The sequence below is a fragment of the Novosphingobium sp. BL-S-24 genome, from assembly GCF_055521575.1.
In genome coordinates, this window is sequence record NZ_CM145487.1 from 538,164 (window position 1) to 551,467 (window position 13,304).

Genomic DNA, 13,304 nt, shown 5'->3' on the forward strand with positions numbered 1-13,304 from the left:
ACGTCCAGCTGTTCACAACCGATCAGCCAAAGCCAGTGCACTGCGGGCGACCCGTATGCGGTCCTCCAGCGTCACCATCAATGTATCGGTGCGCGCCACCGGCAGCCGTAGATCGGACGCACTTGGCGGATCGCGCTCGTCGATCACCATCGCGTCGATGATCCCATCATATTCCGCTGCGATCGCGCCGACATCAGTGGGCAGACCCAGTTCCGTCATGATCTTGTCGGTCGGCCCCTTGACAGCCTTGCCCCCGACCAAGGGTGACACGGCCACCACCGGTGCGCGCGCGGCACGCAACGCATCGGCGATGCCCGGCACCGCCAAGATGGGGGCGATCGACAGGAAGGGGTTAGACGGGGCGATCAGGATCGCTCGCGCGTCCGCGTCGACGATTGCCTCCAGAACTCCCGGCGCGGGACGCGCAGCAGCTGGCCCCTCAAACAAGACCTTCCGCACGGCGGGCGCGCAGCGCCGCTGCACGAAATAGTCCTGGAAGGGCAGCAGACCCTCATCCGTATCGACCATGGTGGCGACGTGGTCGTCTGACATCGGCAGAATTGTCGTGTCGATGCCCCAGTCCCGCGCGAAGTGGGCGATGATGGTGGAGAGCGGCGCACCCTGCCGCAGCGCATGCGTCCGCAGCACGTGCAGTGCAAGATCACCATCGCCCAGATTGAACCAGTCTGGCGCGCCCAGCGATCTGGCGGCGGCCATGAAATTCCAGCTCTCGCCCTTCCGGCCCCATCCCTGCGCGGCGTCCGCCTTGCCCGACAGGGTGTAGAGCAGCGTATCGACATCGGGCGAAACGCGCAGGCCCAGATGATCGAAATCGTCGCCCGTATTGACGATCGCCGTGACCTGCCCCTCTTCCGCGCGCGCGAGGCCCAGTACCAGCTTCGCGCCGCCCACGCCGCCGCTTAGCACGACAATCGGACTCTTCATCGAAACAGGTCCTCTTCAGCTCGTCTCAATAGCGCGGCAGCTGGCGCGTTCGGTGCAGACCAGGACAGGCCGCGTACCAACACGGCGGGAATGCCCTCCGCCCCCTCGCCCGCGATCAGCCCCGCCGCATTCGTCACCATGTCGGCCAGAGCGACCTGCGTCACCAGCAGCGTACGGCCATCGCGGTCGATGTCGCCCCGCTGGTCGATGATCGCGGGAATACCGGCCGCGCCGATGGCGACATTGACCGTGCCCATCCGCCATGGACGGCCGAAGCTGTCGGAAATAACGATCGCGGGCGGCTCGGTGAAACGGCTTGCGAACGCAGCATGCAGCCGCGCGGCGGAGGCGTCCGAATCTCGCGGCAACAGCAGCACCCGATCCTCGCTGCCCGGCCCGATGTTCGATCGGTCGATTCCGGCATTGGCCATGACATGGCCGGAGCGATGGCGCGTGATCAGCACATGGGCCGAGGCGCGGATGACTGCGCTCGATTCGCGCAGGATCAACTCTACGAGGCGCGGATCCTTGTTAGTCCTCGTCGCCAGCGACCGCGCTTCTGCGCCCGGCTCCACGGTCGCGAGATCGACGAAGCAACCCTCTGCCTTGGACAGAATTTTTTGCGTCACCACCAGGACGTCGTGCGATCTGGGCACCAGATCATTGGCCATCAACGCGTCGGTCAGAAGTCCGGCCAGGTCCATGCCAGGCTCGACCTCTGGCATGCCGCGCAGGGCATGGATTTCCAGCATCTGCGGATCAGGAGTTAGCGTCGATACGGGTAAGCCGTATCCCCGCGCCATCCGCGCTGTAGGTTTTGTTGACGAAGATAAGCACGGAGGTAAGCGCCTCGGCCGCCGCCGAATTGGCGAGCGCGCCGCCATGGATGCCGCGCAGGCCCATGGTGCGGGCGAGCGCCACCACCTGCTCGCGGGCGGCTTTCTCGTCGCCGAAGACCAGCACGTCGCAATCAACATCCTCGTCAGTGATCAGCTTATGGGCGGCGACATTGTGGAAACCACTGGTCATGATCGCGCCGCCGCCCAAGATCGCCTTGGCGCGCATCGCGGCGCTTCCTTCGGCCGGAAGCTGCACGCGCATCACCTTAGGCGGGACCAGCGGCACAGTGGTATCGACCACCAGCTTGCCCGCGACATGGGGCGCGATGTCGTTTAGCGTACCTTCCTGCGCGGCGAAGGGAACGGTAATGATGATGATGCTGGCCGCCTGCGCAGCGTCGGCATTAGCCAAGCCGGTGATGCCAAAGCCCAGTTCGGCAGCGGCTGCTTCGGCACTTTCAGCCTTGCGCGAGCCGACGACGACGGCGCGGCCAGCCTTGGCGAGACGACGGGCAATTGCGGAACCCAGATTTCCCGTGCCGCCGATAACGGCGATCAGTTCAGGCGGCGTTGACGTGGCGGTCATCGGTCTCTTTCTTTTTGGCGATATCGTAAAGCGTGGTGCGCTGGCGCGGCGTGCGGCCCGCCCTCGCGGCAATAGCGTGCATCCGTTCGGGCTCACAATGCTGGCCATGCGTGCCGCCGGCGGCGCGCGTGATGGATTCGTCCATCAGCGTGCCTCCCATGTCATTGACACCCGCGCCGAGCAGCGCGGCGACCCCTTCCTGCCCCAGTTTCACCCAGCTGGCCTGGATATTGTTGATCAGCGGATTGAGCACCAGTCGTGCGACGGCGTGCATCAATATCGTCTCGCGTGCGCTGGGGCCGAAACGCGCCAGCCCTTTGCGCGCGATCGGCGCGTCCATATGCACGAACGGCAGCGGCACGAATTCGGTAAAGCCGCCGGTCTCCGCCTGAAGATCGCGAATCGCCAGCAGGTGTCGCGCCCAATGGTCATAGCGGTCGACATGACCGAACATGATGGTCGCGGTGGTCCGCAGGCCTAAGCCATGCGCCGACCGCATGACGTCCAGCCACTCGGCGGTCATCAGCTTGTCGGGGCAGATGATGTCCCGCACCTCGTCGTCCAGTATTTCTGCAGCCGTGCCCGGCAGGCTGGCGAGGCCGGCGGCCTTCAACCGTTCGAGGAAGGCAGGAATAGACAGGCCGAGCGTCATCGCACCATGCGTCACCTCAAGCGGGGAGAAGGCATGGACATGGATGCCGGGAGCCGCCGCCTTCACGGTGCTCAGCACATCGAGATAATAGTCGCCAGTGAAAGACGGATGGATGCCACCTTGCAGACAGACTTCGGTGGCGCCCAGCGCCTGTGCTTCGGCCGCGCGCTGCCCCACTTCTTCGAGCGGCAGGCGATAGGCAGGGCCGCGCTCCGAACGGGTGCTGCCCTTTGAAAAGGCGCAAAAACCACATTTATAGAGGCAGATATTGGTATAGTTGATGTTCCGCGTAATCACGAAAGTTGCAACGTCTCCACAGGTGACCCCCCGCAGTGCATCCGCGGCGGCTGCGATGCGCGTCACGTCCGGCCCGTCGGCGCTGAACAGCGTCACTATCTCTGCCTCGTCCAGCCGCTCGCCTGCGCTCGCTTTCGCCGCGATAGCGTCAATCCGGGTCGACAGCGCCGTCTGCCCTTTGGGCAGGTCAATCGGCATCAGCCGGGGCGCGCCTGGTCGCCATCCGTCCGTCACCGGCAGGCCACGCGCGTCGACCGCGCGGCGGACCGTATCGCGGATCGCCGGATCAAGCCAGCGGTCGGGATCGCGCGCATAAGACGGACCGATCGCCAGCCGCTGTCGTAGCACGCGCCCCGCCTGCGTCGTCAGCCGCTCCAGCATATCGAGATGCGGCCAGGGCGCTTCAGGGTTTACATGATCGGGTGTCACCGGCGACACACCGCCCCAGTCGTTGACTCCCGCACGCAGCAATTGCGCCAGGCTTTCGGCGTCGTGCAGGTTGGGCGGCGCCTGTATCGTCATGTCTGCGCCCAGGATCAGCCGCGCGACGGCGATGGTCCATAGATGCTCGGTCAGATCCGGTTCGTCATGCGCCGCCATCCGGGTATCCGGCTTTGCGCGAAAATTCTGGATGATCACTTCCTGGATATGGCCATAGCGCGCCTGAAGGTCGCGAATGCGCACCAAGGCGTCGATCCTTTCCACCCGTGTCTCACCGATGCCGATCAGCAGGCCGGTCGTGAAGGGCACGCCTGCACGCCCGGCTTCCTCGATGGCGGCGATGCGCCGCGCAGGTTCCTTGTCGATCGATCCATAATGCGGCCCACCCGGCGCACCCAGCCGGTCGGCTGTCGTTTCCAACATCAACCCCATGGAAGCGGACACGGGTCGCAGCGCAGCATAGTCCGCCGCGTCCATAAGGCCGGGGTTAAGATGCGGCAGCAGGCTGGTTTCGCGCAGCACCGCGGCGGCGGCGGTGCGAAGGTAGGACAACGTGCTCTCTTCCCCCATCGCGTCCAGCGCGGTGCGCGCGGCGAGGTAACGCGCCTCCGGTCGGTCCCCCAGCGTGAACAGGGCTTCGCGGCACCCCATTTCCTCGCCCCGGCGGGCAATGTCCAGCACGGCGTCGATCGAAAGATACGGTGTGCTGTGGCGCGGGGTCGTCGCAAAGGTGCAATAATGGCAGACGTCGCGGCACAAGCGTGTCAGCGGGATAAAAACCTTGCGCGAATAGGTCACAACCGGGCCGAAGGCGTCGAGTGTCAGCGCCTCAGCCGCGGCGAGCAAATCTGCCGTCGAAAGCGTCTCGACGATGCGAACCGCTTCCGGAACGTCGGCACTTTGCAGGGCTAACCGCAGATTATCCATGAAAGCCTCCGTCAACTCAGCGTTCTGCGGTGCTGTGTAGCCAGGGTTCAACGACCTTGGTTACAATATCGAGAGCGCCGTGAAAATGCGCTTCGGAAAAAGACGGCACTCCCAAAATCACGCGCTCGAAGCCCAGTGCTTCATAGCGAGCGATGTCCGCGCGTGTCGGCATCGCCTTGGCGAAATCCTCCGGCGAGCGGTCCCAAAGAAAAAGCTCGGAATAGAGGAAGGCGTTTTTGAGCGCCGTCCGCTCGCGCCCCTGCTCCTCCAGCGCGTCGCCCAGAGTCCGGAGATCAGCCTCGATATGTTCGCCATAGGTGCGCGCATATGTGTCCGTCGGCAGCCATCCGTCGCAGAGTTCGGCGATGACACGGCGATTACGCTTGAGCAGCCGGCCGCCCAGTAACAGCGGGGGCTGCGGCTGCTGAATAGGCTTTGGGCCCTGCCATGAGTCGGCGAACTTAACGAACTCGCCATCGAAGCTGGTGATTTCGCTGCTCCATAACTTGCGAATTGCACGCAACTGTTCCTCCAGCTTCGCGAGGCGGGTTTCGAACTGCACGCCGTGATGTGCCAGCTCCGGCTGGTTCCAGCCAATCCCCAGGCCAAAGCTGGCCTTGCCGCCGGTCAAGACGTCCAGAGTGCCCATCCGGCTCGCGGCCATCAGCGTATCATGTATCGGCAGCAGCATGATCGACGTGCCCATTTCCAGCGACGGCGCAATGGCGTGCATCATACCCAGCGTAATCAGCGGATCGGGCGTATATTTGTAGAATTCAGGAATGCCCGTATCCTTATAGAATTCCGGCACCGGCGTCGCGGCGGGCAAGTGATGGTGCTCGCCCTGATAGATGGCGTGAAAACCGCGTTCGGCGATTGCCCTGGCCTGCGCCAGCGGTTCAACGCAACCGCGCGAAACGACCGTTTGCATACCGATTTTCATGACTATTCCTCTCGCCCATGCCCGGAACCATTTTTTTCGGCTCTCACGACATATGTGTATCCGCGATCGCAAGCCACCGCCTCCGAACCGCGCTGTCGTTACGGTCCACACCCTACCGAGAGGGGATTTTGGCACGCGCTGTCAACCGCACGTCACGGTAAAAGGCCCAAATCAGATATGGGATTGCGCGCCGCGCGGGTGGATCGCGCACGTGATTTTGTAGGGACGTGCGGACATGCTGCTTTACGATGGACGGTATTGCCGCGACATCGGCTGGCATAGGCGATAGCTGTTATTCCTAGGCGAAAACGGGAGAATGCGATGCGTTATGTGCTTCAAGTGACATCACGGGCTGTCGAAGGCCAAGACGACGAGTTCAACGAATGGTACGACAATATCCATGTTCGTGAAGTGCTGGCGCTGCCGGGTTTCAACGCCTGCACCCGCTATATCCGGGACGTGGAGGGCCAAGCGCCACAATATATCGCTCAATATGAGGTCGAGACCGATGATCCGGGCGCGTTGATGCAGACGCTGGCGGCGGCCAGCCACACCTTTCAGCTAACCGACGCGCTGGACCAGACAAGCGCCGGTTTCGATTTCTTGCGTCCCCATGGCGAGCGCTTCGTCGCGGCAAATTAAAGGTAGCATAGAGCGATGATGAAGACGACCACTGAGCTCAGCCTGATCGCCGCACGTGCTATGACAGATGCCGCCATGGTACGCGCAGGGGAAGAAGGCTGCGGGGTGGTGGTCGCCGTCGTTGATGCCGGTGGCCACTTGTTGCTACTGGAACGTGGCACGAGCGCGCCGTTGGCCTCGATCGACGTCGCACGGGAGAAGGCGCGCTGCGCCGCGCTCTATGGCATATCGACTGCAACGATGGAAAAGGCGGCACGCACCTCGCCCGCGATGGCCGCCCTGCCTAACATGATGCCTTTCGGCGGCGGCGAACCTGTGCGATCGGACGGCGAGGTCGCAGGTGCCATCGGGGTGTCCGGCGGCACGACAGAACAGGATATCGCCTGCGTTGAGGCGGCCCTCGCCACGCTCGAAGCAGGCTGATCCATCGCCCTGACCGGCTCAGGCCGCGACACACTGATCGCGGCCTATTCAGAGGATATGTCAGGCCGCGACGGGCACAGCCTTCCCAGCCACGCGCGGGAAGCCCTCACCCAGATAAGCTTCGACGCCACGCGGCGGACGACGATTGGCCGGCTTGTAGAAGGGCGACAGGATTTCGAGCAAATGCTTGAGCGCAGGACGGCCCAGCGCCCTCTTAGCCCGCTTTTCGTTCGCGATCGACTGTGCTAGTTGCTCGGGTGTCATCGCGGACCGATCCTTGTCCAGCAGCACTTTGGTTGCACGTGCGGAAAACCCGCCCATGTGGACCATGGCATAGAACAGCCCGTAAATACGCCAGAAATAGCCGGTGATCGGATTCTTGCCGTACATCTCGTGGAATACGTCATACATCACGGTGCGATGCTCATATTCCTCGGCCAGATGCCATTTCCATAGGTCGACGACATTCTGGTCCGCGGTCGCGAAAAATTCGTCGGACTCTTCGAAGATAGCAGTGACGGAAATCGCACTCATCGCCTCGAACCCTTCGCAATAGGCGAGGCGGAAACGCAGCGACTTGCTCTTCATCCAGTCGTCGTAATCCTTAGCGAACGCTGTCTCCAGCGGCTTGAGTTCATCATAGCCGAAAGACGCGAAGCGGCGGTTGAACTTCACATGCTGTTTGCAGTGCTCCATCTCCTGTTTGATGAAGATCTCTACTTCGTTCGCCAACTTTTTATTGCTTGCGTCGAGCAGGGGCTTGGTCTCGTGCAGAACTTTCACGAGGAACGGCTCGATATAGGCCGGAATGAAGGAGCCTGCATTCCATCGCTGGGCAAATTCGCGATTCTCCGACCAGTAGAGCGGCACTTCGCTGTAATCCATTGTAGGCTTGCGGACCTTCATATCTGCCTCGACTATCCAGAGAACATTGCGCTTATTGAGCGTCTGCAACATAGCAGCATTTTCGAAATAATCCAACCGCCGCGATTTCACGCCTGTAATATCGCGGGACTCCCCGCGCATCTGCGGGCCGCTCGCTCTATTGGTGTTGGTCCACGATCACCGGAGAACCCCGTTCCATGCCAGCGACCCCCTTCCCCATCGCCCTGCCTGAACAGCGCCTTCAGGCGATCCGCGATCGGGTCGCGACGTTCGACTGGGATGCCTTCCCTGACGCGGGCGGCTGGACGGCGGGCATCGCCAAAGCGGAGATGCGCCGGATCGCCGCCTATTGGGTCGAGCGCTACGACTGGCGCGCGCAGGAAGCGCGACTGAACATGCAGCCGCACTTTCGTGCCGACGTGGAGGGCCTGTCGATCCATTTTCTGCGTATCGAAGGGTCCGCCCCGGGCCGCCGGCCGCCGCTACTGCTGATCCATGGCTGGCCTGGCTCCTTTCTGGAGTTCGAGGACGCTGCCGATCGCCTCGCCCATCCTGAGCGGTTCGGCGGACGCGCGGAGGATGGCTTCGATCTCGTCATTCCTTCCCTTCCGGGATTTGGCTTCTCCGGGCGTCCCGCAGCGCCGATGGGACCGCGCACAATCGCCCGCCTGTTCAACACGCTGATGACCGACATCCTGGGCTATCCCCGTTATGTGGCGCAGGGCGGTGATTGGGGCAGCATCGTGTCGAGTTGGCTCGCGCATGATCATGCTGATGCCTGCGTCGCGCTGCACCTCAACATGTGCCTGCTCCAAACCGCAACAGTCGTTCCGGAGACGGAGGAGGACAAGGCCTATCTCGCCACCGTCGACCGCATGCGCATGATCGAGGGCGGCTATGCCCATCAGCAGGGGACACGGCCTCAGACGCTGGGCTTCGCACTGTCCGACAGCCCAGTTGGCGCGGCGGCGTGGATATTGGAAAAGTTCGCCGTTTGGTCCGACATCGACCGTGTGGGCGACGTGCCGATGCTAGAGTCGATCTATACGCTCGACCAGCTGTTGACCAACGTCATGCTGTATGTCGCCACCGGCAGCATCGTAACCTCGACCTGGATCTACAAGGCCGTCAGCGACGATGGCGGACAGGCGCTGGAGCATCGCGTCGACATTCCCACCGGCGTCGCTGCCTTCCCCGATCCCATCTTCCCGCCTCCCCCGCGCGCCTATGGCGAACAGAGCTTCGCTATCATTCGCTGGACGCCAATGGCGCGAGGCGGTCATTTTGCCGCAATGGAACAGCCCGAAGCCTTTGCCGACAACGTGCGCGCCTTTGTACTGTCGCTGGACTGATGGGTGATCATAAGCGCGATTATCGCGGCCTGTCGTTGACCCGCTGGTCCCGCGCGGGAAATAGAGCGGGCAAAATATGGAGGGTGAATTGGAAGACATGCGCACGCGCGGGTTGCGGGTTTTCGGTGAACTGATGGGTGATCAGGCCCGGGACATGATGCAGCAGGGCCTGGATAGCGACGGTTTCGGCAGCGCCATGGCCGATCTCGCCACCAACTTCGCCTTCGCAAGTGTCTGGGATCGCGACGGGCTGGAGCGCAAGCAGCGCAGCCTCGTGGTGATCGGCATCCTGATCGCGCAGCGGCAAGTGGCGGAGCTCAAGAATCATATCCGCATCGGCCTGCGGAATGGTCTGACGGCGCGAGAGCTCGAGGAAGTGTTGATCCAGTCCGTTCCCTATTGCGGCTTTCCCGCCGCATCGACCGCCATGGGAGCCATCATCGAAGTGCTGCGCGAACAGGGCATCGACACCCAAACCCGCACGCCGCACGAAAGGAACATGGTGTAATGACGTTGCCTGCTTTTCACGCATCCAAGGACGCCCTGCTGGCCGAGGCATCCGGGCGCTGTGGACTAAACGATTTCGGAAGCGACGATTTTCGTGATGGCTATGGCCGGCTCCTCGACGAACTCGACGAGGCCGGACTGAGCGCCGAGGGTGCCGTCATGCTGCGCGAGGTGATCATCGCGAACCTGACTGCCCGGCTGAAGGCCGTCGAGGGCTTCAAGCAGCGGCCTGAGGCGATGGCCCGTCCGATCCGCCGCCCGCTGGTGATCACCGGCATCCCCCGGTCCGGCACCACCGCGCTGCACAAACTGCTGTCAATGGACCCGCAGTTCCAAGGGCCGGAACATTGGCTGTGCGCCGCGCCGCAGCCGCGCCCGCCACGCGCCGCTTGGTCTGCCAATCTCGATTTCCAAGAGGCCGGGGCGGCGCTCGACGCGATGATTGCGGTTGCGCCCGAAGTTCTGGAGGATCATGACATGGCGATCGACAGCGTTGAGGAATCCCTGAACGTCCTGGCTGCCGGTTTTTGTTCGAACATGTGGCCTTCCTCGTTCGTAATTCCGGCCTATGATGCCTGGTATCGGGCGAGCGACGACACGTTTGCCTATCGCTTTTTCGCAGACGTATTGAAGCTGATCGGTGCGGACGGGCCGGACCTGACCTGGCTCCTCAAAAATCCGACCGACACCTATTCCATGCGGCAGTTGCTAAACGTCTTCCCCGACGCGATGATCGTACAGACACACCGCGACCCGCTCCAGTCCATCCCTTCGCTCTGCAACCTGCTGAATGGCGCGCATCGAGCATTTCGGGGCGAGGACGTGGACATGAACAAAGTTTTTACTCGCGAAGAAGAGTTCTGGGCGCTCGCCATGGACCGGGCGGAGTCAGTCAAGCAGACCATTCCGGGCCAGTATATTGACATCGAATTCCGCGATTTCGTCGCCGATCAGATGGGCGTTGTGCGCGGACTCTACGGCCATTTCGGCCTTGCCCTGTCGGCTCAGGCGGAATGCGCGATGCGCGGATGGCTGGACGCCAATCCCCGGCGCTCGACCACCATGCACCGCTTCACGCCGGAGGATTTTGGCGGCGGCACCGCGCAGTTACTTAAACGATACTCCGCCTATCGCACCGCGCGCGGCTATGCGGACTGAGACGAACCCTTGACCCGCGACACCCCCAGCATCGCACGGGGCGGGGCGGTCTGGAGCAATCGGCCCAGACCTCTCGCGGGCCTCGCTGGCCAGCGACCACCCGCGCCTCGATGGTTTCTCCAGGCGCTAGCTATGCCGGTCGAGGAACGGCGTGTTCGGGTCGAGGGAGCGGAAATCGAGACGCTTCTTTGGGGCGATCCGGCCAACCAAGGCCTGCTGTTGTTGCACGGATCGATGGCTCATGCCCGCTGGTGGCAGCCGGTCGCTCAGCTATTGGCGCGATGGTATCGAGTCGTATCCTTCTCGTTCTCCGGCATGGGCGGATCGGACTGGCGCGACTATTATTCCATCAGTCAGATGGCCCGCGAGGCGATCGGCGTCGCGGAGGATTGCGGCCTGTTCGCGGAGGGGCGACGGCCCGCCATGTTGGCCCACAGCTTTGGCGGCAAGGCGGCGTCGATCGTCACGCGCACCCATGGTGATCGCCTGCTTGGCAGCATCATGGTCGACTCCTTCATCGTGCCAGAAGATATTGACAAGGTGCCGCCATATAAGAGCCGGTTCTATGCGAGTGAGGCGGATGCGCTGGAGCGGTTTCGCTTCTCTCCCGATGAACCAAGCGGTCTGCTTTATATCGTCGATGCCATCGCCCGCGCCTCCGTGATGCAGCGGGGCGGTGAATGGACATGGCGCTTCGACCCTGACTTCTTTCTTAGATGCGACATCGAGCGTACATGGGAGGATATATTGGATGCGCGCTGCCCGTTGGCCTTCGTGCGCGGCGAAATGTCAACGGTGGCGTTGCGTGACGATTTTGAAGTCCAGCGGCAAGTGATGCGGCCCGACAGCCAGTTTGTCGAGATACCGCTCGCCTATCATCACATAATGGCGGAACAGCCGATCGCGCTTGCCGTAGCACTTCAGTCCATTATCGAAGGCTGGCTGTCGCGAGCGAACACCGATATCAAGCAAATACTTCACATCGACGGAGAAATGGAATAGGCCCGATACGTGAGGCATGAATATTGTCCCTTAGGAGGAGAGACGGATGGAAAGCGCGACCATTCCGGCACATGTACCCGAAGAGCTTGTGCGGGAGTTCAGCATCTTCACCTTCGCCGGCGAGGACGACGATGTGCATCAGGCCTGGCACCGGCAAGTAAACGACTGGCCCAATCTGTTCTTCACCCCACAGTCCGGCGGATTCTGGGTCATCAACAACGCCGACCTGCTCGACGCCGCCTTTCCTGACTGGGAACTATTCTCCTCCGCGCAGGGCATTGGCATCCCGCCTTCCCCAGCGGAAATCCCGCCGATGCTACCGATCGAGGCGGACGACCCCTATCACAAAGCACTGCGCCGCCCGCTCAACCTTGCCTTGTCGCCAAAGGGTGTGATGGAACTGGCGAAGAGCGCGCGCGAACTGACTATCGGGTTAATCGACGGCATTGCGCTCAACGGCCGCTGTGAATTCGTCGAAGACTTTTCGCTAAAGATGCCGATGGAGTTGTTCCTGCGCGTTGTCGACCTTCCGTTGGATGACCGGGCATATCTGATCGGACTTGCCAACACCGCGATAAAGGGAACGGAAGACCGGCTGCGGTTCGAAGCGATGGGCGCGATGAACACTTATTTGTCTGATTGGGTTGATCGCCGCGTCGCCACGCGGGGCGATGACCTGATGAGTGCCATCGTGAATATGGACATCGACGGGCGTTCGCTGTCGCAGGCGGAGCGAGTCGGCTACATGACCACGGTGATGCTTGGCGGGCTGGACACGGTTGGAGGCATGATGGCGATGTCGGCGCGGCATCTAGCGCTCAATCCCGACCATCGCCGCTTTCTGCGCGACAATCCAGACGCCATCCCCGACGCCATTGAGGAGATATTGCGCCGCTACGCCATCTCCACGGTCTCACGCCGCGTGACGCGCGACACCACGTTCGCCGGCGTGGACCTGAAGGAAGGCGACCGCATCATGCTGCCTACGCCGGCGCACGGCGTGGATGAATCGCGCTGGGACAATGCGCTGGAGGTGCGGCTGGACCGCAAGCCGCGCGACCATATGGCTTTCGGCAAAGGCACGCATCGCTGCCCGGGTGCCATCTTAGCGCGGGCCGAATTGCGCATCTTCCTGGAGGAATGGCTGAAGCGCATCCCGGACTTCGCGATCGACGAGAGCCAGGGCGGCGTCAAATGGGAAACCGGATCGGTGCTGGGCCTCAAAGCCCTGCCACTGGTCTGGACCGTGAAGTAAAGGGGACAAGGGCATGGTAAAGATCACATTCGTTCAGCATGACGGAACCGAACAGGTGGTGGACGCGGTCGAGGGGGACACGCTGATGCGGGCGTCACTTGACAATGACGTGCCCGGCATCATCGGCGAATGCGGCGGCGAACTCGCCTGCGCGACCTGTCACTGCTATCTCGACCCGGCGCTGCTGGACGAGATCGAACCCAAAAGCGCCGACGAGGTTGACATGCTGGAAGGCGCGATCGACGAGGCGGACGACAGCAGGCTGAGCTGTCAGGTGACGGTCACACCCGCCTTCGACGGTGCGCGCATCAGGCTGCCCGTGTCGCAGATCTGAGATCCGTCGTCGCAGGGGTCAACGGCGAACCGACCTTGCGGCCATTGATCACTCATCGTTGGAAGGTACCGATGATCGTAAACCGGCAAGGCGAAAAAGGGGGCCGGACACATCGG

At 62.4% G+C, this 13,304-nt stretch carries 14 protein-coding genes; 8 read left to right on the plus strand and 6 right to left on the minus strand.

Features of this window, described 5'->3' with window-relative positions; genetic code table 11:
* Positions 1-12: 12 nt before the first annotated feature.
* The 5 genes from cofD to ACZ1JM_RS02380 are packed head-to-tail and all read right to left on the minus strand — an operon-like array spanning position 13 to position 5,630.
* Complete coding sequence (gene cofD, locus ACZ1JM_RS02360) at positions 13-945, minus strand: 2-phospho-L-lactate transferase (RefSeq protein ID WP_465132490.1); 933 nt, start codon at positions 943-945, stop codon at positions 13-15.
* Positions 942-1,748 carry a coenzyme F420-0:L-glutamate ligase gene (cofE, locus tag ACZ1JM_RS02365; protein ID WP_465132491.1) on the minus strand — a complete coding sequence of 269 codons (807 nt, stop codon included), beginning with the start codon at positions 1,746-1,748 and terminating at the stop codon, positions 942-944. Before cofE ends, cofD begins: the two co-directional genes overlap by 4 nt.
* The gene (gene npdG, locus ACZ1JM_RS02370; protein WP_465132492.1) at positions 1,705-2,370 is read right to left on the minus strand and encodes an NADPH-dependent F420 reductase; all 666 of its coding nucleotides are present in this window, start codon (positions 2,368-2,370) and stop codon (positions 1,705-1,707) included. Before npdG ends, cofE begins: the two co-directional genes overlap by 44 nt.
* Positions 2,345-4,687, minus strand: a complete 2,343-nt coding sequence (cofH, locus tag ACZ1JM_RS02375) for a 5-amino-6-(D-ribitylamino)uracil--L-tyrosine 4-hydroxyphenyl transferase CofH (RefSeq protein ID WP_465132493.1) — start codon at positions 4,685-4,687, stop codon at positions 2,345-2,347. Before cofH ends, npdG begins: the two co-directional genes overlap by 26 nt.
* Before the next feature lie 16 nt (positions 4,688-4,703).
* Complete coding sequence (locus tag ACZ1JM_RS02380; protein ID WP_465132494.1) at positions 4,704-5,630, minus strand: TIGR03619 family F420-dependent LLM class oxidoreductase; 927 nt, start codon at positions 5,628-5,630, stop codon at positions 4,704-4,706.
* A 321-nt stretch (positions 5,631-5,951) separates the two neighbouring features.
* Between ACZ1JM_RS02380 and ACZ1JM_RS02385 the strand changes: the two genes are divergently transcribed.
* Entirely contained in the window at positions 5,952-6,272 is a 321-nt protein-coding gene (locus tag ACZ1JM_RS02385; RefSeq protein ID WP_465132495.1) for a hypothetical protein, read from the plus strand.
* Between the two features lie 15 nt (positions 6,273-6,287).
* Complete coding sequence (locus ACZ1JM_RS02390; protein WP_465132496.1) at positions 6,288-6,695, plus strand: GlcG/HbpS family heme-binding protein; 408 nt, start codon at positions 6,288-6,290, stop codon at positions 6,693-6,695.
* Positions 6,696-6,755: 60 nt separating this feature from the next.
* Here ACZ1JM_RS02390 and ACZ1JM_RS02395 read toward each other — a convergent pair whose 3' ends face one another.
* Positions 6,756-7,676, minus strand: a complete 921-nt coding sequence (locus ACZ1JM_RS02395) for a metal-dependent hydrolase (RefSeq protein WP_465132497.1) — start codon at positions 7,674-7,676, stop codon at positions 6,756-6,758.
* 101 nt (positions 7,677-7,777) lie between these two features.
* On the opposite strand from ACZ1JM_RS02395, the gene ACZ1JM_RS02400 reads away from it, so the two are divergent.
* From ACZ1JM_RS02400 to ACZ1JM_RS02425, 6 genes are all read left to right on the plus strand, one after another.
* Positions 7,778-8,932, plus strand: a complete 1,155-nt coding sequence (locus ACZ1JM_RS02400) for an epoxide hydrolase family protein (RefSeq protein ID WP_465132498.1) — start codon at positions 7,778-7,780, stop codon at positions 8,930-8,932.
* Positions 8,933-9,029: 97 nt separating this feature from the next.
* Positions 9,030-9,440: a carboxymuconolactone decarboxylase family protein gene (locus tag ACZ1JM_RS02405; RefSeq protein WP_465132560.1), complete on the plus strand. Its 411-nt coding sequence runs from the start codon at positions 9,030-9,032 to the stop codon at positions 9,438-9,440.
* Positions 9,440-10,597 carry a sulfotransferase family protein gene (locus tag ACZ1JM_RS02410; protein WP_465132499.1) on the plus strand — a complete coding sequence of 386 codons (1,158 nt, stop codon included), beginning with the start codon at positions 9,440-9,442 and terminating at the stop codon, positions 10,595-10,597. The genes ACZ1JM_RS02405 and ACZ1JM_RS02410 overlap by 1 nt, the downstream gene beginning before the upstream one ends.
* Positions 10,598-10,606: 9 nt before the next feature.
* On the plus strand, positions 10,607-11,599 hold the full coding sequence (locus ACZ1JM_RS02415; RefSeq protein WP_465132500.1) for an alpha/beta fold hydrolase: 993 nt from the start codon (positions 10,607-10,609) through the stop codon (positions 11,597-11,599).
* 46 nt (positions 11,600-11,645) lie between these two features.
* Positions 11,646-12,854: a cytochrome P450 gene (locus tag ACZ1JM_RS02420; protein WP_465132501.1), complete on the plus strand. Its 1,209-nt coding sequence runs from the start codon at positions 11,646-11,648 to the stop codon at positions 12,852-12,854.
* 13 nt (positions 12,855-12,867) lie between these two features.
* The gene (locus ACZ1JM_RS02425; protein WP_465132502.1) at positions 12,868-13,188 is read left to right on the plus strand and encodes a 2Fe-2S iron-sulfur cluster-binding protein; all 321 of its coding nucleotides are present in this window, start codon (positions 12,868-12,870) and stop codon (positions 13,186-13,188) included.
* The last annotated feature ends 116 nt before the right edge of the window (positions 13,189-13,304 follow it).